This is a genomic window from Peribacillus sp. P4_D6, assembly GCF_056401795.1.
Genome location: NZ_JBFUIQ010000082.1, coordinates 1 through 18344, shown reverse-complemented (window position 1 = coordinate 18344; position 18344 = coordinate 1). Strand labels below are relative to the sequence as shown.

At 42.3% G+C, this 18344-nt stretch carries 19 protein-coding genes, 1 tRNA gene, 1 pseudogene and 1 riboswitch; of the genes and pseudogenes, 10 read left to right on the top strand and 11 right to left on the bottom strand.

Features of this window, described 5'->3' with window-relative positions:
- From AC1DVB_RS19285 to AC1DVB_RS19270, 4 genes are all read left to right on the top strand, one after another.
- Nucleotides 1-360 (top strand): MgtC/SapB family protein (locus tag AC1DVB_RS19285; RefSeq protein WP_477590518.1); only part of this gene is annotated, 360 nt, incomplete at its 5' end.
- Between the two features lie 523 nt (nucleotides 361-883).
- A complete protein-coding gene (locus AC1DVB_RS19280) occupies nucleotides 884-1168 on the top strand; it encodes a hypothetical protein (RefSeq protein ID WP_477590516.1) in 285 nt (94 codons plus the stop codon).
- On the top strand, nucleotides 1107-1901 hold the full coding sequence (locus AC1DVB_RS19275; RefSeq protein WP_477590514.1) for a YncE family protein: 795 nt from the start codon (nucleotides 1107-1109) through the stop codon (nucleotides 1899-1901). Before AC1DVB_RS19280 ends, AC1DVB_RS19275 begins: the two co-directional genes overlap by 62 nt.
- A gap of 267 nt (nucleotides 1902-2168) precedes the next feature.
- Nucleotides 2169-2241 (top strand) — tRNA-Ala (locus tag AC1DVB_RS19270).
- Nucleotides 2242-2475: 234 nt separating this feature from the next.
- Here AC1DVB_RS19270 and AC1DVB_RS19265 read toward each other — a convergent pair.
- From AC1DVB_RS19265 to AC1DVB_RS19255, 3 genes are all read right to left on the bottom strand, one after another.
- Nucleotides 2476-3678, bottom strand: a complete 1203-nt coding sequence (locus AC1DVB_RS19265) for an aminotransferase-like domain-containing protein (RefSeq protein ID WP_477590512.1) — start codon at nucleotides 3676-3678, stop codon at nucleotides 2476-2478.
- A 209-nt stretch (nucleotides 3679-3887) separates the two neighbouring features.
- Nucleotides 3888-4259 (bottom strand): MmcQ/YjbR family DNA-binding protein, encoded by a 372-nt coding sequence (locus tag AC1DVB_RS19260; protein WP_230134433.1) that lies wholly within the window; start codon nucleotides 4257-4259, stop codon nucleotides 3888-3890.
- 24 nt (nucleotides 4260-4283) lie between these two features.
- Entirely contained in the window at nucleotides 4284-4679 is a 396-nt protein-coding gene (locus AC1DVB_RS19255) for a VOC family protein (RefSeq protein WP_230134432.1), read from the bottom strand.
- A gap of 237 nt (nucleotides 4680-4916) precedes the next feature.
- Here AC1DVB_RS19255 and AC1DVB_RS19250 point away from each other — a divergent pair, with 237 nt between their 5' ends.
- On the top strand, nucleotides 4917-5147 hold the full coding sequence (locus tag AC1DVB_RS19250) for a helix-turn-helix domain-containing protein (RefSeq protein ID WP_057277971.1): 231 nt from the start codon (nucleotides 4917-4919) through the stop codon (nucleotides 5145-5147).
- Between the two features lie 327 nt (nucleotides 5148-5474).
- Here AC1DVB_RS19250 and AC1DVB_RS19245 read toward each other — a convergent pair whose 3' ends face one another.
- Nucleotides 5475-5639: a hypothetical protein gene (locus tag AC1DVB_RS19245; protein WP_161784866.1), complete on the bottom strand. Its 165-nt coding sequence runs from the start codon at nucleotides 5637-5639 to the stop codon at nucleotides 5475-5477.
- A gap of 388 nt (nucleotides 5640-6027) precedes the next feature.
- Between AC1DVB_RS19245 and AC1DVB_RS19240 the strand changes: the two genes are divergently transcribed.
- From AC1DVB_RS19240 to AC1DVB_RS19225, 4 genes are all read left to right on the top strand, one after another.
- The gene (locus AC1DVB_RS19240) at nucleotides 6028-6945 is read left to right on the top strand and encodes a proline dehydrogenase family protein (protein ID WP_034310470.1); all 918 of its coding nucleotides are present in this window, start codon (nucleotides 6028-6030) and stop codon (nucleotides 6943-6945) included.
- Nucleotides 6946-7002: 57 nt separating this feature from the next.
- The gene (gene pruA / locus AC1DVB_RS19235) at nucleotides 7003-8544 is read left to right on the top strand and encodes an L-glutamate gamma-semialdehyde dehydrogenase (RefSeq protein ID WP_034310468.1); all 1542 of its coding nucleotides are present in this window, start codon (nucleotides 7003-7005) and stop codon (nucleotides 8542-8544) included.
- A 167-nt stretch (nucleotides 8545-8711) separates the two neighbouring features.
- A complete protein-coding gene (gene putP, locus AC1DVB_RS19230) occupies nucleotides 8712-10181 on the top strand; it encodes a sodium/proline symporter PutP (RefSeq protein WP_063574827.1) in 1470 nt (489 codons plus the stop codon).
- Between the two features lie 130 nt (nucleotides 10182-10311).
- Nucleotides 10312-11532, top strand: coding sequence for a PucR family transcriptional regulator (locus AC1DVB_RS19225; protein WP_477590507.1), 1221 nt, complete (start codon nucleotides 10312-10314; stop codon nucleotides 11530-11532).
- A gap of 194 nt (nucleotides 11533-11726) precedes the next feature.
- Here AC1DVB_RS19225 and AC1DVB_RS19220 read toward each other — a convergent pair whose 3' ends face one another.
- Together AC1DVB_RS19220 and AC1DVB_RS19215 are read right to left on the bottom strand one after the other, a co-directional pair.
- Complete coding sequence (locus tag AC1DVB_RS19220; protein ID WP_477590505.1) at nucleotides 11727-11882, bottom strand: sugar diacid recognition domain-containing protein; 156 nt, start codon at nucleotides 11880-11882, stop codon at nucleotides 11727-11729.
- Nucleotides 11883-12075: 193 nt separating this feature from the next.
- A complete protein-coding gene (locus tag AC1DVB_RS19215) occupies nucleotides 12076-13728 on the bottom strand; it encodes a glycerol-3-phosphate dehydrogenase/oxidase (protein WP_477590503.1) in 1653 nt (550 codons plus the stop codon).
- Between the two features lie 82 nt (nucleotides 13729-13810).
- On the opposite strand from AC1DVB_RS19215, the gene AC1DVB_RS19210 reads away from it, so the two are divergent.
- Nucleotides 13811-14017, top strand: a complete 207-nt coding sequence (locus AC1DVB_RS19210) for a hypothetical protein (RefSeq protein ID WP_477590501.1) — start codon at nucleotides 13811-13813, stop codon at nucleotides 14015-14017.
- Nucleotides 14018-14194: 177 nt separating this feature from the next.
- Here the strand turns inward: AC1DVB_RS19210 and glpK are convergent, their stop codons facing one another.
- From glpK to AC1DVB_RS19185, 5 genes and pseudogenes are all read right to left on the bottom strand, one after another.
- Nucleotides 14195-15685 (bottom strand): glycerol kinase GlpK, encoded by a 1491-nt coding sequence (gene glpK / locus AC1DVB_RS19205; RefSeq protein ID WP_477590499.1) that lies wholly within the window; start codon nucleotides 15683-15685, stop codon nucleotides 14195-14197.
- A gap of 21 nt (nucleotides 15686-15706) precedes the next feature.
- Nucleotides 15707-16531 (bottom strand): MIP/aquaporin family protein, encoded by an 825-nt coding sequence (locus AC1DVB_RS19200; RefSeq protein ID WP_095679891.1) that lies wholly within the window; start codon nucleotides 16529-16531, stop codon nucleotides 15707-15709.
- Nucleotides 16532-16758: 227 nt separating this feature from the next.
- Nucleotides 16759-17301, bottom strand: coding sequence for a glycerol-3-phosphate responsive antiterminator (locus tag AC1DVB_RS19195; RefSeq protein WP_048683275.1), 543 nt, complete (start codon nucleotides 17299-17301; stop codon nucleotides 16759-16761).
- A gap of 172 nt (nucleotides 17302-17473) precedes the next feature.
- Nucleotides 17474-17893 (bottom strand): hypothetical protein, encoded by a 420-nt coding sequence (locus AC1DVB_RS19190; RefSeq protein WP_239859642.1) that lies wholly within the window; start codon nucleotides 17891-17893, stop codon nucleotides 17474-17476.
- A gap of 156 nt (nucleotides 17894-18049) precedes the next feature.
- A riboswitch (SAM riboswitch) is annotated at nucleotides 18050-18151 on the top strand.
- Nucleotides 18131-18344: pseudogene (locus AC1DVB_RS19185) on the bottom strand (hypothetical protein); the annotation flags it as partial. It overlaps the preceding riboswitch by 21 nt.

Sequence of the window (18344 nt, the reverse complement as noted above, 5' to 3'; positions counted from 1 at the left end):
GGAATAGGGATTGCCGTTGGAGCTGGTTTTTTTCTCGAGGCCATAGCCGGCGTCATCTTATTGATCATTAGTGTGGAATTGGTGCCCGCAATCGTTACCTGGCTCGGACCGATGAAGTTGCGGCAAAAAGAACTCTTTCTGCAGCTGGTTGTACAAAATAAAGATGACATTGCAATCGTACTGAAAAAAATCAAAGACGAAAAAATATTCATCAAGAATCTCAGAATCAAAGATGTGGCAAATGACAACCACCTTTTGACCCTTAAAGTTCTGGTCGATCACAAAGTCAGAACATCGGAAGTGTATTACACCGTCTCCAATCTTAAGGAAATTGCACGGGTGGAAATCGAAAATGTATAAAATTAAAGGCCGTTTGACTGCACTCAAACAGTTCATAAAAGGGGTTGGGAATTAAACATTCCGAACCCCTTTTGAAATTCTTCTTAACTTTCCTCCATACCTATACGAGTCCACTCCGTTAAACATTTTTGCCCCCTTGGCAAGTCCAGTTGGACATCAATGAATGGCTAAGTCTTGCCTGCCTAAACCAATCGAAAACTTCCACAATCCTCAGTTTTTATCTCCAGCATCAGAATCTAACACCTATATATGGACATTTACTATCATCCATCGGTCAGGGAGGAAGTCTAGTGTTACGTGACTTCACTGTGGCCTAATCCATTATTCATCTAAGGGTCCACTCTATACATTTATTATAATTACAAAATGACCAAACCGATATCCTGCTCTATTCGTTTATATATAGTGAAAGGACGAACTCCTGCTTGACTTAAACATTTTAAAGGAAGGTGGTCAGGACAACCAGCATGATATTGACAGGGATATTAACCATTATCAAGAAAATAATTTCCCGAGGTGAGTGATGTTTAAAAAAATGAAGGTAAAAAGTATATGGATATCCTTACTATTTGTGTTTTTCATACCAAATGTATTAGGTGCTTCTTCTAGTAAAAGTAAAAGCCCAGAGTTGGCGACAGGCTTTGACACCCACATCACCAACAATTCCCTTGCCGTAAGTCCGGATGAACAAATAGCGATTGTCTCGGATAGCCGTGAACAATCCATCTTGGTCTATGATCTTACCAATGGCAAGTTGCGTAAAAAGATCGACGGCTTCGGTTCACCGAGAAACATCGTGTTTTATTGATGGCGGCTCAGAGTTTATCGTCTCTGATAGTACTCTCGGTACGATTCGTTTTTACAGCTTAAAAAACTTCACCTTGAAAGATGAAGTTGTCGTTGGTCCAGGTGCATTCGGGACCGCTGTCAGTCCGGATGGCAAGACATTGTATGTGAACAATCAAGCACACAATTCCGTCACGATTGTGGATCTGGAAAAACGAAAACCGATTGACGTCATTACCGGTTTCGCCCAACCACGGCAAGGCATTAAACTCTCTTCGGACGGAAAATATATCTTTGTCACGAACTTTCAAGGAGATAAAGTGTCTATCGTTGATGCCGCCACCAAAAAAATCATTCGTGAAATAACAGGGTTCTCCAGTATTCGCGGAATCTCGATTACCGCTGATGGAGGAACATTATATGCAGCCAACAGCGGACGCAACAGCATTTCCGCAGTGGATACGCTAGATGGTAATATAAAGGGTGAAATCAAAGTGGGACGCGAGCCATATGGCGCCGCTTTATCTCCTGATGATAAACTCCTTTTCACAAGCAACAAAGCTGATCATACGATTGACGTGATCAATGTCGCTGATCACCGCGTAGTTAAGACAATCGGGGGGTTCAAAGAACCAAGGCAAGCAATGGTCTTTAGCCAGGATGGGGATCAGGCTTATGTATTGAACCGGGATCTCTCCATTGCACGTGTTGATGTTAAAACATACACCATCACGGATATAATTCAGGATAAGTAAAAAAATATAAGCTTAAAATACTAGAATCTGATGAAGCACGTGATAAATGAAAATGAACCCAGAGATGGATTAACATGAAATCTTTTGCGGCAGGTCTTTTACATCCAATCTTATAAACAAAAAATCTGCAGCTACGTGATTCATCGCGTCTCTAGTCTGATCCGTTTGACTGTCCTCAAACGGATTTTTTATCATTTTTGCAAAAATCTCATATTTTATATTGACTTTTCACCAAAATCCGATAAAATAATTATTGTACCTCAATTCGGGGCATTAGCTCAGCTGGGAGAGCGCTACGCTGGCAGCGTAGAGGTCAGCGGTTCGATCCCGCTATGCTCCATTTCCGAAAACCCTTGATATATCAAGGGTTTTTTCTTTTTGTCAATTTGTCCACCACTGCCCCCTAATATTTCTTCAATCACTGCGATAAAATTTCCATACTTTTTTTAAACGTAATGTATGGGCCTTTTCCTCTCTCATGGTCGGAACATATTTTTGCTTTTATAATAAAAAACCTACCTCCTTTAAGGAAGCAGGCGTACAAATACATCGAAATAACTAATAGATTAACAAATTAACAATCCTTCAGGACACTAGATGCGATAAGCTGTCCTAGTCTTCGTATTCCCTCGATCATTTCTTTCTCATCGGCATAACTGAACGAGAGTCGGAGAAACTCAGTTCCATCGTTTTGATCCAAGAAAAAGTATTTCCCTGGAACATATGAAACACCATTAGCCAGAGCCTGTGATAATAACAGCGATGTATCCGCTCCTGGAGTTTTCACCCATACAAAGTAACCGCCATCTGGAACATACCAGGAAACGGATTCTGGAAGGAATTGTTCCATCGAATGGATTAACGCAGTGCATTTAGAACGATACGTATTTTTTAAAAGGTCGAGCCGTTTCTCAAAATCGGTATTTTCTAAGTATACAGCCATTGAACTTTGAGCAAACGGATGGTCTAAATCTTTTTTAAACCATTCAAAAGCCTTGATGAATTCACTTTCCCCCGCTATCCATCCAATCCGCATTCCTGGCGCAACAACCTTGGATAATGACCCGACTTGCAGGACTCGCCCGCATTTATCAATAGATTTTATTGGTACCGGATTTGCATCGAAGGATAATTCCCCGTATGCATCATCCTCCAGAATGAGGAAATCATACTCGATGGAAAGCTCCAATAAATGCTCCCGGCGCTCATTTGTCATAGTCGTTCCAGTTGGATTTTGAAAAGTTGGGATTGTATATAAAAAACGCGGGAGGGTTTGACCTGTGCGTTTCCTTTCATCCAGCATTTCCTTTAATCGGCATGTTTGGAGTCCCTGTTCATCTATGGGTATACTAATAATCCGTTTCGTATAGTTTTGAAAAATCTCCAAAGCCTCCATGTAGGTGGGAGACTCTACCGCTACAACCGCTTTATCATCAAGAAGAACGCGGGCAATAAGATCAATCCCCTGGCAAGCTCCTGATGTAATCAAAAGCTGTTCTTCCAAAACGCAAATTCCACGCTCTGCCAACCTTTTCTGGATTTGCTTCTTTAGTCTTGGAATTCGCGGACTTCCGAGATAATGGAGCGGCAAATCCTGCTCCTCATCAAGAAGTCTGGCTACAGCTCCCTTAAGCTCCTCAGCAGGAACGAGAGCAGGATCAGGATAGCCTGAACTCAAGCGAATACAACCATCTGGCAGATCTGGCATCCATGCACCGGGCGGATCATTCTTAAGTGCCGCTTTAATGTTCTCAGAAAAAAAAGATTCAACATTCACTTCAACCAAACACCTTTCCTTCAATCAAATCTTGATTGATTCTCGCAATCTTTAAAGTTAGCTGCTTATTATAAGATACAAATCATAACCTACTATTAATTTTAAACGTTCTTCTGATGAGGGACAACAATCCCTCTCTTTATATTTTCCAAATTCCGGAGTCCCTCTTACACGTAAAAAATAAAGAAAGGCAGATCGTCCGCCTTTCTTCACTTTGTATTCAACTCATTCCATTTCTTTACCATACGTTTCGGTGCCGCACGTAAATAACCTTCTTGAATTAGAGAGGTCAATTCATCCCAGTCTTCCCTATCCGGATTTTGAATGGAAACCCAACCGTGACGTCCTATATATGGGGTTTTGAAATATTTCTCTTTCTGTAGCAATAATTCTTGAGTTTCTCGATCTGACTTGAATGACAAGCTGAATCCTTTCTCGCTTTCACCAGAAATCACGAAGGATTTTCCATTGATTTTAAAAGTATCGTGACCGAAACCATCAATATGTTCAACAGCTTCCGGCAGTGCAAGACAGATATTGCGTACATGATCAAGCACGGCTTCCGTGTATCGTGATTCCATGTTTTAATTCACCTATTATCCACTCTATTTTGCATTCGCATCGGGTTGATGAATTCCAAAAGTATTGCCTTCGGGATCGATATAGTATCCTTGCCAAGCCATTCCGGGCAGGGCAAATTTGGGCATTGCGAGCTTGCCGCCATTCTCGATAATTTTAGCATCCGTTAAATCGTAGTTTTCCACGCCAATGGTACACGCAAATGCATTTAACGCTTGGCCTGTTTCCGGCGGAGCACTTTGGCGCTGCATCAAAGCACCATCGATGCCATGTTCATTCTCATTGCCAGTCACTGCTCCAAAGTAAGGCATCCCTGCATAATCACTCCAGTCTTGAAATGACCATCCGAACACCTCTCCATAAAACGCCTTTGCCCGTTCCATGTCATTCACATGAATTTCGAAATGAACTATTCTTCCCATGATTTCCTCCTAAGGTACATATGAATTAGCCATTCTTTTACATTATTCAGTCTGTGTTCGCTGTCTATTTATTATTATAATTTAAATGGAAATAAATTCAAGGAAATTGAAGCTTCATCATACAACCAATCCGGGAACCGCTTTTCAACTTTGTATCCCAAACATTTGCGAAACTATGTGTATATTTTTGTGAAAGCTGGACGAGACTGCTAGTAAATCATTCTAGGAGGTTATCAAATGTTTAGATTCGGGAAGAGAAAGCCGCGAAGCAAGGTCGGTAAATTAATCGATAAGCACGGATATACCCAAGAGGAGTTTGTAAGTGCGTCAGGAATTTCACGCAATACGATAAGCAGAGTTTGCAGCGATCCAAGGTATGTGCCGTCAGCCGGGGTTTTAAAGAAAATCATGAAGGCGGTTCGAAGTTTAGATGCAGGCGCAAAGGCAGATGACTACTTTGATTTGTAAACAAAAAGGCCCTGGCTTATGGCCGGGCCTAAATGTATTATTCAATTCTTGTTCATACTCTCCTATCCACGCTCCCAAAATCCAAGCTTTCCTTTCGGAAATAACCTTCATTCCAACGGCCCCAGCTTTTCAAAGTTCAACTGAGATTCAACGACATCCCCTGAATTAAAATCCCCCACTTCCATTAGGAGCGGGGGATTTTCTTCATTCTCGGCTGATATGTTTATATTGAGGTTCTTTTGTCCCTTTTAGACAAACCCTGCAGGGATTTCTTTAAACAAGGGCTAGTTATCGATTAGGGACAAAAGGTTATGTATTCCGCTTGAGCTATTTTCGGCCGACCATTTTCTTTATGAACTGAACCACAGGTGACACGATGGATTCATGTACATTCGTAAGGGCATAACCGATCAGACCCAAAATTACCAGGGCCATTATTAATCCTACTATCAATCCCGATGTTTCTCTAAGTTCTTCAAGTACAGCATCCATTCATTATCCTCCTCGGCTTGCCGATGCACTTATTTTTACGGTTTTTCACCGATTTCACGTCTGAAAGCTTCATTTATCGTTTTTTCTTTGAACATTGACCGATTCTGTTAAATAAGGTTCATTATAACGCATTGGATGATTATGGTCGAGCTGCCACTTTTAAACGCATTCATATTAGTCCTAATCACTAATAAAGGCTTTACCTCTAGCGTTTCTCTTTAAGTCAAAAGATAAACCTTCATTACAACTGCAGAAATGTAAACCTTTTCATTTGTCCAAAACCGACAAAGAAATGACAGAATTATTGTTTTTTAAGAACATTGAGAATATTGTCGAAAAACCTTAAGCTTAATTTAAGAAATACATCTTCTTAGGGGGTGCGCTTTATATGGAAGCCATTACAAGGGACTTTTTCTTATTTTTATCTAAGAATAACCTGCTTAATAATATTGCTAAAAAAAGCGGAGGAAATTTTGCTGCTGGAAAGATCATTGGGGGAACTGATTTCCAAAGTTCCATTAAATTCATTAAACAACTTAATAATAGCGGCTTGTCGGTTACAGTCGACCATCTTGGGGAATTCGTTGATTCCAAGGAAGTGACTCTGGAACGGACGGCAGAATGCATCGAAACCATCGAAATGATCAGCAGGGAAAAACTTGATTCTCAGGTTTCTCTGAAAATGACTTCTTTGGGACTTGATATCGATCATAAACTAGTGATTGAGAATATGACGAAAATTCTTGATACAGCCGAAAAACATAAAGTCATGGTCACGATCGATATGGAAGATGAAGTTCGCTGTCAGGCAACAATCGATATCTTTAGACAGTTCAAAGAAAAATACAGCTGCATAAGTACTGTTCTACAAGCATATTTATTCCGCACAGAGAAGGATTTGGAGGACCTTGGCCAATATAAGCCATTCCTGCGTCTCGTAAAGGGTGCCTATAAGGAATCTCCAGAGGTGGCTTTTCCCGAGAAGAATGATGTCGACGAAAACTATAAAAAGTTGATTAAGCAAAGTCTTCTTAACGGAAATTATACGGCCATTGCCTCACATGATGACAAAATCATCGAGTATACAAAAGAGCTGGCCAAGAAATATGACATCCCAAATACACAATTTGAATTCCAAATGCTTTATGGCATGAGGAACAAGACTCAATACGAATTGGTCAAGCAAGGTTACAAAATGCGCGTCTATGTACCATACGGTCTGGATTGGTATGGATACTTCATGAGAAGGCTTGCAGAAAGGCCATCCAATATTGCCTTTGCCTTCAAAGGGATGGTCAGAAGCTAAATATACTTTCAACATTATTAAATGCTACAAAAAATCTATTAAAAGGTGTGATTATCAATGATTTCATATAAACACGAACCATTTGTTGATTTTACAAACGAGGAAAACAAAAAAGCATATCAGGAAGCACTTCAAACTGTTGAGGGCTACTTAGGGCAAGACTACCCTCTTTATATCGGAGCAGAGCAAGTGACGACTGATGAGAAAATCGTTTCATACAACCCTGCAGATAAGCAAGAGGTCATCGGCCGCGTATCGAAAGCGAATAGGGACCTTGCTGAAAAAGCCATGCAGGAAGCTGTTACCGCTTTTGAAAGCTGGAAAAAAGTGAAGCCGGAAATCCGCGCTGACGTTTTGTTCAAAGCGGCTGCCATCATTCGCAGACGCAAGCATGAATTCTCTGCGTTATTGACGAAAGAAGCTGGAAAACCTTGGAATGAGGCTGATGCTGATACAGCGGAAGCAATCGATTTCCTTGAATTCTATGCTCGTCAAATGCTGACTCTTAAAGATGGTGTGCCTGTTCAAAGCCGTCCGGGAGAATTCAACCGCTATGATTACATTCCATTAGGAGTAGGCATCATCATTTCTCCTTGGAACTTCCCATTTGCGATCATGGCAGGTACAGCTGTTGCCGCTATCGTTACCGGGAACACGATCCTGTTGAAACCAGCTTCTACTACTCCTATCGTTGCTGCGAAATTCGTTGAAGTGATGCTTGAAGCAGGCCTTCCAGCAGGTGTGTTGAATTTCGTTCCAGGAAGCGGAGCAGAGGTCGGCGACTACCTGGTCGATCATCCTAAAACACGTTTCATCTCCTTCACAGGTTCACGTGATGTAGGTCTGCGCATTTACAAACGTGCTTCAGAAGTGAACGAAGGCCAAATTTGGCTGAAGCGTGTCATCGCTGAAATGGGCGGAAAAGATACAATCGTCGTCGACAAAGAGGCAGATCTTGAATTGGCTGCTCAATCGATCGTGAAATCTGCATTTGGCTTCTCTGGCCAAAAATGTTCTGCTTGTTCCCGTGCTGTCATCGTTGAAGATGTATATGATCAAGTTTTAGCTCGCGCTGTTGAATTAACAAAACAGCTTACAGTTGGTAATCCTGTAGAAAATCATTTCATGGGACCGGTTATCGATCAAGCTGCTTTTGACAAAATCATGAGCTATATTGAAATCGGGAACGAAGAAGGACGCATTCTGACTGGAGGAGAAGGAGATAGCTCTACAGGCTACTTCGTTCAACCGACAATCGTTGCTGATGTCGATCCGCAAGGCCGCTTGATGCAAGAAGAAATCTTCGGACCAGTCGTTGCCTTCACAAAAGCGAAGGACTTTAACGAAGCACTTGAGATTGCCAATAACACTGAATATGGTTTGACTGGGGCTGTCATTACGACAAATCGCCTTAACATGGAAAAGGCACGCGAAGAATTCCATGTCGGGAACTTGTATTTCAACCGCGGCTGTACTGGTGCAATCGTAGGTTATCAGCCATTCGGCGGGTTCAACATGTCAGGAACTGATTCCAAGGCAGGCGGACCGGACTACTTGCAGCTTCATATGCAAGCAAAAACAACATCCGAAACATTCTGATAATGTTCCATAGAGCAATTTTGAAGATGATTTGAAATCCCTATGGTTTCCGTATCCTCCATTCTGGATATGGAAACCAAAATGAAGTTAAATGGAGGAAGTGACAAATAGGTTGCTTCCTCTTTTAAAACAAAAAATTATATATTTCATCACGAAGGGAGTCTTTTATGGATTACGCATTAATAATTTCGATCAGCATTTACATGGCTGGCATGCTTCTCATCGGTTACTTCGCATACAAAAGGACTTCCAATTTAAATGATTATATGCTGGGCGACCGGGGTCTTGGACCTGCTGTCACTGCATTAAGCGCCGGTGCCGCGGATATGAGCGGTTGGCTTTTAATGGGTATGCCTGGTGCCATGTTCGCAACAGGACTAAGTTCAATCTGGATTGTAATCGGTCTCACATTAGGAGCCTATATGAACTGGCTGTATGTTGCACCTAGATTGAGAACCTATACGGAAGTCGCCAATAACTCGATTACGATCCCCGCTTTCCTGGAAAATCGTTTTGGCGAGGGCTCACAGATCTTAAGGCTCATTTCGGCTTTGGTTATCCTCGTATTCTTTACCTTTTACGTTTCTTCCGGAATGGTATCCGGCGGAGTCTTATTCCAAAGTACATTTGGCCTTGATTATCATACAGGCCTATGGATCTTAACAGGCGTCACCGTTGCCTATACTTTATTCGGTGGATTCCTGGCAGTAAGCTGGACAGACTTTGTTCAAGGGATCATCATGGTTGTCGCCTTGGTTCTTGTACCGATCGTCACCCTTTTCCATGTTGGCGGTTTCGGTCCTGCGATTGACACGCCACGTTCCATTGATCCTGCTCTGTTGAATATTTTCACGGGGACCAGCTTTTTAGGAATCATCTCATTATTTGCTTGGGGACTGGGTTACTTCGGACAGCCGCATATCATTGTCCGCTTTATGGCAATCAGTTCTATTAAAGAAATCAAGAAAGCCCGTACTATCGGAATGGGCTGGATGATTTTCTCCAGTATCGGTGCCATGCTGACTGGATTCATCGGTATCACGTATTTTCATCAGAACAACCTGAAGTTAGCTGATCCTGAAACGATTTTCATAGAGTTAGGGGAAATACTATTCCACCCGCTTATCACTGGTTTCTTGATTTCAGCGATACTGGCAGCCATCATGAGCACGATTTCTTCGCAGCTTTTGGTTACGGCCAGCTCTTTAACGGAGGATATGTACAAAACTTTCTTCCGTCGTTCCGCTTCAGATAAAGAGCTTGTTTTCCTGGGCAGACTTTCCGTACTGGCCATATCCGTCATAGCGCTCATTCTCTCTTGGGAACAGAATGACACGATCCTTGGACTTGTCGGCTATGCATGGGCTGGATTCGGATCTTCATTCGGTCCATTGGTCATACTGAGCCTCTGCTGGAAACGAATGACAAGATGGGGCGCTTTAGCCGGGATGATCGTTGGTGCCGCTACTGTAATTTTCTGGTCGATGGCAGGATTATCCGATACGCTTTATGAAATGATTCCTGGTTTTGGCGCAAGCTTGATTGCCATCATCCTGGTCAGTCTTCTAACAGCGAAACCATCAAAAGACGTAGAAGCGAAATTCGATGAATTCGAAAAAACTTTAAAACAAAAATAAAACCCCTAAAAGGAACGGTATTTTTTCATATACCGTTCCTTCTTTGTTCTTGCCCCTATACACATCATTAGTTTAAAAGTATTATTAAACTAAGTTGTCATATACTTCAAAAAATTGCAGGGGGCCATATATGTCATTAGAAAAAATCCTGACACTCACAAACATCAACGATATAACGGATATGGTCAGCACTTATTTAAAAAAACCAGTCGTCATCGAAAATGACCAATTTTTATTGCTGGCATATAGTTCATATTATATCGAACACTTCGACCAAGCCAATCGGCAAACCATCTTCACAAAGCATTGGCCGATTCCAATCCTGGAAAAATTCATGGATGAGGGCATTGTCGAACAGCTTAAAACAGTGGAGCATCCCTTTAGGGTGAAACAAATCGAGGAAATCGGGTTAAATCAAAGGGTCGTTGTGAGCGCCGTTCATAAAGGACAGGTCTTCGGGTTCATTTGGGTCCAAGAAACGGAAATGATGACTGATTCCGATCTGGAATTTTTACACGAAGTTTCCCATCATATCGGCAAGCTTCTTTATCAGAAAAAACAGATAAACATGAAAAAAGATGAAGAAAAAAATGAGTTTTATCAAAAGGTCATTGACGAAGTCTATCAAACGGAAAACCAAATAAAATGGGAAGCCGCCAATATGAGTCTTCTCATTCCGGAAACCTTCCTTGTCAATGTCTTTACCATCGCTCAATCAGATGCGGAACATTTCGATGACTTAGCGGATACAGTCAGTCTGTTCGCCAATGCGCTGAATCATTTTACCCATGTATTCACAAACCAATTGAAGATCATCGTCCTGATTGGCAGCAACGGAAAAGGGAAAGACCTGCTTACCGATAGCGCCAATGATTTAACGAACACCGTTCTTTCCCAATTCACTGACAAAAAGGTATTCCCGGGAATCGGAAATGAGTACTCTTCGATTCTTCAATTAAGAAAATCCTATCTCGAAGCCCTGGAAGTGATCAACGCAGGCAAATTCATCGGTGAACCTGAACAGCTTCCCTTCCAATATAGCAAGCTTGGGATTTTCCGTTACCTCGAAATGATCTCCAACCATCATACTAAAACGAATTATATCAATACGGATTTAGAAATTCTTCAAAAGAAGGACCTGGAAAGCCAAACCAAACTCCTTCAAACACTGGAAATATATCTCTTGAACAATTGCCGGATCAAACCGACGTCGGAACAGCTATACATTCATACCAACACATTGAAATATAGATTGAATCAAATAACCGATCTCACCTCAATCGATTTTGATGACTTTCATTCGAGAATGCAACTATACATCGACTTACAGCTTATAAAGCAGAGATCTTAAAGAACGTCCCGTTTTGAGTTCGGGTGATTCAATAAGCGAAGGAGAGAAGAAACTCGGCGAGGACTGCCGGTTTCTTCTCTCCTTATTCATGCTTTACCTATTTACTGGACTCACCTTATGCGGAAACTTTAGGCCTCCCAGTACGAACAAAATCCATGATTTCCTCTTTCGATGGTTTGCTAAGACCCAGAGTTTCAATGGTTCTTCCACTTTGCGGAGTGCCCCCAACAAGAATTTCCCGGCTTATCGCTTGAACCAAGAACCATTCCGTCTTTATCCGTGATAAGTACATCATGACCGATTACTTCACTTGTTATGTTCACAATTTCTTGAGCTAATTCGGCTAACATATTTCCCCCCTGGTTATCGCAAAACCATGAAAAACCAGCTCGTAAATAACTTGAGCTGGTTTTTCATGTATCTTCTTCTATCAAATGAATTCAAGGGCATTTTCCCTCTAGAATGTAAATACCCCGATAATCACATTCCGAATACCAAAAAAACGCCACCGATTCCGCCGGCGTCATGTTTTTTGCATATTGATCAAGATACTTTAATCGCACCCAATATTTCCTGTTCCAATTGATTGGTTCTCTCCATTTTTGTTGATTCCGTCCATCCAAAATATCCGGCCATATAATCGATCACTGCATGTTTATGCGTTTGGACTAAATCGATATTGAATAACAGTGTCCCCGTCCTGCGGAAAAAGAAATCCACTGGGGTTGCGGCCATTTCATGATCAACTGCGTATTTCAGCTGTACGAACAATTTCTTTGGAAGACCGCTGTTCGTTCCTCCGTCTCCTTCGTTTTTGGCGATATCGAATAATACAGGTGCGTTGGACCCGTACATGGCCAATATCTCTTTGGCATCCTTTGCAGCGAGCCCTGAGTCAACTCCCATTTGAACATGTTGCTTGATATAATCGGAGAAGTTGCTTGATCCCCCGACATCCCCTCCGGAAATCGGCATTCCTCTAGTGCTGCTGGCTGGGTACTTTTTATTAGACTGCTGGGCAAGTTTCCCTGCCAAAAGGTCGACCGTCGTTTTGGCCATTTTGCGATAACCGGTCAATTTCCCACCCGCAATCGTGATAAGGCCAGAATCGGACTCCCAGATTTCATCTTTCCTTGATATCTCAGAAGGATCTTTCCCTTCTTCAAGAATCAACGGCCTTACCCCAGCCCAGCTGGATTCGATATCATCATCCGTGATGTTCACTTCTGGAAACATATAATGTATGGACTTTAATAGATAGGCACGGTCTTCGGAAGTAACGGTCGGCACTGCAGGATCACCATCATAAAAAGTATCCGTAGTCCCTATATAAGCTTTACCTGCTCTCGGGATGGCAAAAATCATCCGGCCATCAGGCGTATCAAAATAAAGTGCCTGCTTCAACGGGAATCTCGATTGGTCGATGACCACGTGCACACCCTTGGATAACTTCAGCGTCTTCCCTTGTTTCGATTGGTCCTTCTCACGAATGGAATCCACCCACGGACCTGCTGCATTAATAACTTTGTCTGCGTATATTTCATAAGAATCACCTGAAAGTAAATCGGCAACTTGGACGCCGTTCACCTTGCCATTGTCATATAACAATTTTTCCACTTTTGTATAATTTATCGGTGTTGCACCTTTATCGACAGCCGCCTTCATCACTTCAATCGTCAGACGTGCATCATCTGTCCGGTATTCAACATAGTAGCCTCCGCCCTTCAGTCCCTCTTTCTTAACGAGCGGCTCCCGTTTTAGTGTTTCCTCCGCCGAAAGCATTTTCCTGCGTTCAGCTTTTTTAACCCCCGCAAGGAAATCATATACCCGAAGGCCAATGGAGGTACTGAATTTCCCGAAGGTGCCACCTTTGTGCATCGGTAACAGCATCCATTCCGGCGTGGTAACATGCGGTCCATTTTCATAAACGATTTCCCGCTCTTTACCAACCTCGGCAACCATTTTTATTTCAAATTGCTTCAAATACCGCAATCCGCCATGAACAAGTTTTGTCGAGCGGCTTGAAGTACCTGCTGCAAAGTCCTGCATTTCAACCAAAGCCACTTTCATTCCACGGGTCGTTGCATCCAGGGCGATCCCTGCACCGGTAATTCCCCCGCCAATGACAACCACATCATATTTCTCTTTTTTCAGAAGTTCGATCGTTTCTTCGCGATATATATTTGAAAACCTCATGCCTGACTCCTCCTTTAAGTATTGCATTCTATTTTTTTTCTTGAATTTTGCACATTTACTCGTGAATTCACACGGTTTACTCATGAACTCTGCACTTTTACTCGTGAATTCTGCGTTTACTCGTGAATTCTGCACTTTTACTCGTGAATTCGCGCCATTTACTCGTGAATTCACACGATTTACTCGTGAATTCGCTCCATTTACTCGTGAATTTACACGATTTACTCGTGAATTCTGCGTTTACCGTGAATTCGGTCATTATATTCAATTGGTTCATTTGTTCGCATAAGTTATATAGATATTAATATCCCTAATCTGCCGTTAAAAACAAAAAAAGAGACCATAAATGCACATTATCGAATTAACGATAACGCATTCATGGTCTCTCCTGTTCTCCGGCCGAGTTATTAACTTGATTTCATTATAGCATACTCCAGCTCATTTGAGAAAGAATTCATGTTGTTTTTTATTTAAACGCCATAGCGGCATGTACGGCTTTCTTCCAGCCTTCATATAATTTTTCACTTTCTTGCTCTTCCATGGATGGTTCAAAGGTTTTGTCCACCGCCCATTGCCGGGAGATTTCTTCTTGATCCTTCCAATACCCGACAGCAAGGCCTGCAAGGTATGCAGCACCTAATGCTGTAGTTTCGTTTATGGTCGGCCTCTCGACGGGCACACGTAATAAGTCGCCCTGGAATTGCATCAAGAAGTCATTTTTGACTGCCCCGCCATCCACTCTTAATGTTTGCAGCTCGATTCCTGAATCCGCCTCCATTGCATCAAGGACATCCTTCGTTTGATACGCAAGTGATTCAAGGGTGGCGCGAATGAAATGTTCTTTTGATGTGCCGCGCGTCAAACCAAAAACGGCTCCCCGCACTTCGCTGTCCCAATATGGAGTTCCAAGTCCTACGAAAGCTGGTACGACATATACTCCATCCGTACTTTCCACCCGTTTTGCATAGTCCTCGCTGYCCTTGGCATCATGCAGCATCCGCAGGCCATCGCGCAGCCATTGGATGGCGGAGCCAGCTACGAATATACTGCCTTCCAGTGCATATTCGACCTTCCCATTCAAGCCCCAAGCAAGGGTCGTCAATAGTCCGTGTTCGGAGCTGACAGCCTTGGTTCCTGTATTCATGAGCATGAAACAGCCTGTTCCATACGTATTTTTAGCCATTCCTTCATTAAAGCAGGCTTGGCCGAATAATGCTGCCTGCTGATCACCGGCTGCCCCGGCGATCGGAATCGATTGGCCGAAGAAATGATATTCGATCGTACGTGCATATTCCTCAGAGGAAGGCCTCACTTCCGGCAGCATCGACTTTGGTACAGTCAATATCTCAAGCAGTTCTTCATCCCATTTCAGTTCATGGATATTGTACATCAATGTCCGGGATGCATTGGAATAGTCCGTTACATGAGCCTTGCCTCCTGATAGCTTCCAGATCAGCCAAGTATCTATGGTACCGAATAACAGCTTGCCTTCATCCGCCTTTTGCCGCGCCCCTTCCACATTATCGAGGATCCACTTCACTTTCGTTCCGGAAAAATAGGCATCTATCAACAATCCCGTTTTATCCCGGAATAAATCATTAAGTCCCTTTTCCTTCAACTCATCACAGATTCCACTTGTTTGCCTGGACTGCCATACAATCGCATTATAGACAGGCGTACCTGTTTCCTTATCCCAAACGACTGCCGTTTCACGCTGGTTGGTGATCCCGATACCGGCAATTTGCTCTGGCTTTACACTGGATTCAGATAGTACACCGGCGATCACCGCCAGGATCGACCCCCAAATCTCATTGGCGTTATGCTCGACCCAGCCTGGTTTAGGGAAATGCTGTGTGAATTCCTTTTGGGAGGAATGGACGATTTCCCCCTTTTCATTAAATAAAATCGCCCTCGAACTTGTTGTTCCTTGATCTAATGATAAAATGTATTTTTCCATTGTGTATGCCCCTCCTTTTAATTAACTAGCGATATTTCTGCTATCCAATTCATGTGACTGTTTTTTACCAAAAGCATAGGCTACTATCAATAGTACCAGGCTTGCACCTATAACAGACCAAAATCCTGCCGTTATTTCCCCCATAAAAAATGCTTTATAACAAACGGCACCAAGTGAACCCCCTACAATCGGTCCAACGACCGGAATCCATGAATAGCCCCAGTTGGAATTTCCTTTACCAGGTATCGGCAGCAAAAAGTGAGCGATGCGCGGCCCCAGGTCGCGGGCCGGGTTAATGGCGTATCCTGTCGTTCCCCCAAGTGACATCCCGATCACGACAATCAATAACCCGACTGCGAATGGGTTTAGACCCTCTGTAAAATTATTGGCCCCTATAAATAATAGACCAAGAATAAGGATGAAAGTTCCAATCATCTCACTTAATAGATTTGAAAATGTGTGCGGGATTGCAGGTGAAGTCGCGAATACACCAAGCTTCGCCCCTGGATCATCCGTAGCTTTCCAGTGTGGCAAATAGTGAAGGAATACTAGAGTTGCGCCGAGTATCGCGCCAATCATCTGGGCAACGATGTAACCGGGCACATCACTCCATGGAAATTCTCCAATAATGGCAAACCCTACTGTGACCGCCGGGTTTAAATGCGCCCCGCTTATGGAACCCACTGCAAAAACACCCATGGTAACAGCCAATCCCCACGCAATCGTGATAACGATCCAGCCGGCATCTTTTGCATAGGAACCCTTTAAGGATGAACCTGCCCCAATACCTGCTCCGAATAACACTAAAATCATCGTGCCTAACACTTCTCCCCAAAATGGAGTCATGATAAAACCCCTCCCCTGATAATTTTTTAAACCTTGCCAACAAATAAAAGGAGATCCACAGCAGAACTATATTCATAAAAAAAATTATGAATAGATCTGTTGTGAATCTCCTAGTCTCCGTCACATATATTAACTTGTACTGTAAAATATACTAGGTTATGAAAACGCTGTCAATATTTTGTGAAAAATTAATCTATTATTCTGTAATTTTTTTCAATTTTTCCCTATTAGACGATATCCCATAATTCAGTTTTTGAAGTGGTGATTGACGAGGCGCCGGCATCAAGGGCATTCAGAACTTCATCCGAAGTACGTATGAGGCCGCCTGCAAAAATCGGTGTCTGCAATCGTTCCTTCACTTCTTTTATCATCCATGGCATGGCGCCCGGCAATACTTCGATATAATCCGGCTTGGTTTTCTGCACCAGCTTATAACTTTTCTCAAGCGCATGTGAGTCTATTAAAAAGATTCGCTGGATGGCAATGACCCCCTTTTGCTTCGCCTTCAATATAACGCTTGATTTAGTCGAAATCAGCCCATAGGGGTTATATTCCTGACAAATGAATTCTGTCGCATACTCATCACTTCTTATGCCATGGATCAAATCGACATGATAAATCATTTTCTTATTATGCTGCTTTGCCATCATACTTACATTTTTCAATTGTGAGATATGCAAATCAAGAAATACACCTATTTCATAGGAACTTTCTAGAAATCTTTCGAAATCCTTCATGCTTGCTGAAGCAGGCAAAATCTTCTGATCCATCATTATCCTCCTCATTACCAGAAAAACTCAAAACTTCAAGTCATTTAGTATATTTTAAAGAACTTGATTTATCAAACACATTTTTTCATGAACCATGTAACCTTAACACTATCATACCTGGCACACCCTTTATAGATTGCGGCAAAGGATATATATAAAATATCCCCTTGAATCATAAAGAAAGTTTCATTTTCAATGCACCTTCGATGAGTTCATACGATTTAATTGTGCCAATGGGAATTTTTCTCACGATGCTCCAAGCATTAACATTCATTTTGATCGCTCTTTTTTCAAATTCAAAAAATGGCGGTCTGTTAAATATCCTTTGGTTGATGAAATTCCTGTCAATTGGTTCCATTTCGACTAATTCAAATGATATCGTTCTTTTTTCCACATGAACCGGTTTTAATGTAATCCGGAAAGCCACGTTTTTCTTAAACATCATTTTTTTCACTTCCATCGTTCCGGAAAGCACAATATGCTTTGGCGTAATTTCGACTTTAATATCCTGACAAGATGATTTCATTTTTATGATTCTCTCTATCATGGCATCAGTTACCGTAATCGGTATGCCATTTTTGAATGGACTCATCCTTGCATTCCCTCCCCACTCAAAGCATATGCCGGACTCCCTGATGCCGTTAACATTTCAGCCCGGATTAATAAACGGTATATTCGAAATATTCCAGCTCCACCCCTTGACCTTCGTAAAAACTACCTGTATAGTCATAGTTAATTTAATAGACAACTCTTATCCAGAGAGGTGGAGGGACTGGCCCTTTGATGCCTCAGCAACAGACTGATCTTGTACTGTGCTAATTCCAGAAGTTTAAAAACTTGAAGATAAGAAGAGTATATAGCTTTGTTGCCAACACCTCTTCTTATTTTTAAGAAGAGGTTTTTTATTTTGGCTGTTTTCACATACTTTGTTGCTATTTACCAGGTAGTGGGTTGTGGTTGATTTCCCCTCAAGATGCTCGCTTTCCGCGGGGCGGGCGGTGAGCCTCCTCGGCGTAAACGCCTGTGGGGTCTCACCTGTCCCG

What these genes read in the sequence shown, in the direction of transcription:
- AC1DVB_RS19280 (WP_477590516.1), top strand. Translation starts at nt 884, where the DNA reads ATGTTTAAAAAAATGAAGGTAAAAAGTATATGGATATCCTTACTATTT.
- AC1DVB_RS19275 (WP_477590514.1), top strand. Translation starts at nt 1,107, where the DNA reads ATGGCAAGTTGCGTAAAAAGATCGACGGCTTCGGTTCACCGAGAAACA.
- AC1DVB_RS19260 (WP_230134433.1), bottom strand. Translation starts at nt 4,259, where the DNA reads ATGGAATCACGATACACGGAAGCCGTGCTTGATCATGTACGCAATATC.
- AC1DVB_RS19255 (WP_230134432.1), bottom strand. Translation starts at nt 4,679, where the DNA reads ATGGGAAGAATAGTTCATTTCGAAATTCATGTGAATGACATGGAACGG.
- AC1DVB_RS19250 (WP_057277971.1), top strand. Translation starts at nt 4,917, where the DNA reads ATGTTTAGATTCGGGAAGAGAAAGCCGCGAAGCAAGGTCGGTAAATTA.
- AC1DVB_RS19245 (WP_161784866.1), bottom strand. Translation starts at nt 5,639, where the DNA reads ATGGATGCTGTACTTGAAGAACTTAGAGAAACATCGGGATTGATAGTA.
- AC1DVB_RS19240 (WP_034310470.1), top strand. Translation starts at nt 6,028, where the DNA reads ATGGAAGCCATTACAAGGGACTTTTTCTTATTTTTATCTAAGAATAAC.
- pruA (WP_034310468.1), top strand. Translation starts at nt 7,003, where the DNA reads ATGATTTCATATAAACACGAACCATTTGTTGATTTTACAAACGAGGAA.
- putP (WP_063574827.1), top strand. Translation starts at nt 8,712, where the DNA reads ATGGATTACGCATTAATAATTTCGATCAGCATTTACATGGCTGGCATG.
- AC1DVB_RS19225 (WP_477590507.1), top strand. Translation starts at nt 10,312, where the DNA reads ATGTCATTAGAAAAAATCCTGACACTCACAAACATCAACGATATAACG.
- AC1DVB_RS19220 (WP_477590505.1), bottom strand. Translation starts at nt 11,882, where the DNA reads ATGTTAGCCGAATTAGCTCAAGAAATTGTGAACATAACAAGTGAAGTA.
- AC1DVB_RS19215 (WP_477590503.1), bottom strand. Translation starts at nt 13,728, where the DNA reads ATGAGGTTTTCAAATATATATCGCGAAGAAACGATCGAACTTCTGAAA.
- AC1DVB_RS19210 (WP_477590501.1), top strand. Translation starts at nt 13,811, where the DNA reads ATGAACTCTGCACTTTTACTCGTGAATTCTGCGTTTACTCGTGAATTC.
- AC1DVB_RS19200 (WP_095679891.1), bottom strand. Translation starts at nt 16,531, where the DNA reads ATGACTCCATTTTGGGGAGAAGTGTTAGGCACGATGATTTTAGTGTTA.
- AC1DVB_RS19195 (WP_048683275.1), bottom strand. Translation starts at nt 17,301, where the DNA reads ATGGATCAGAAGATTTTGCCTGCTTCAGCAAGCATGAAGGATTTCGAA.
- AC1DVB_RS19190 (WP_239859642.1), bottom strand. Translation starts at nt 17,893, where the DNA reads ATGAGTCCATTCAAAAATGGCATACCGATTACGGTAACTGATGCCATG.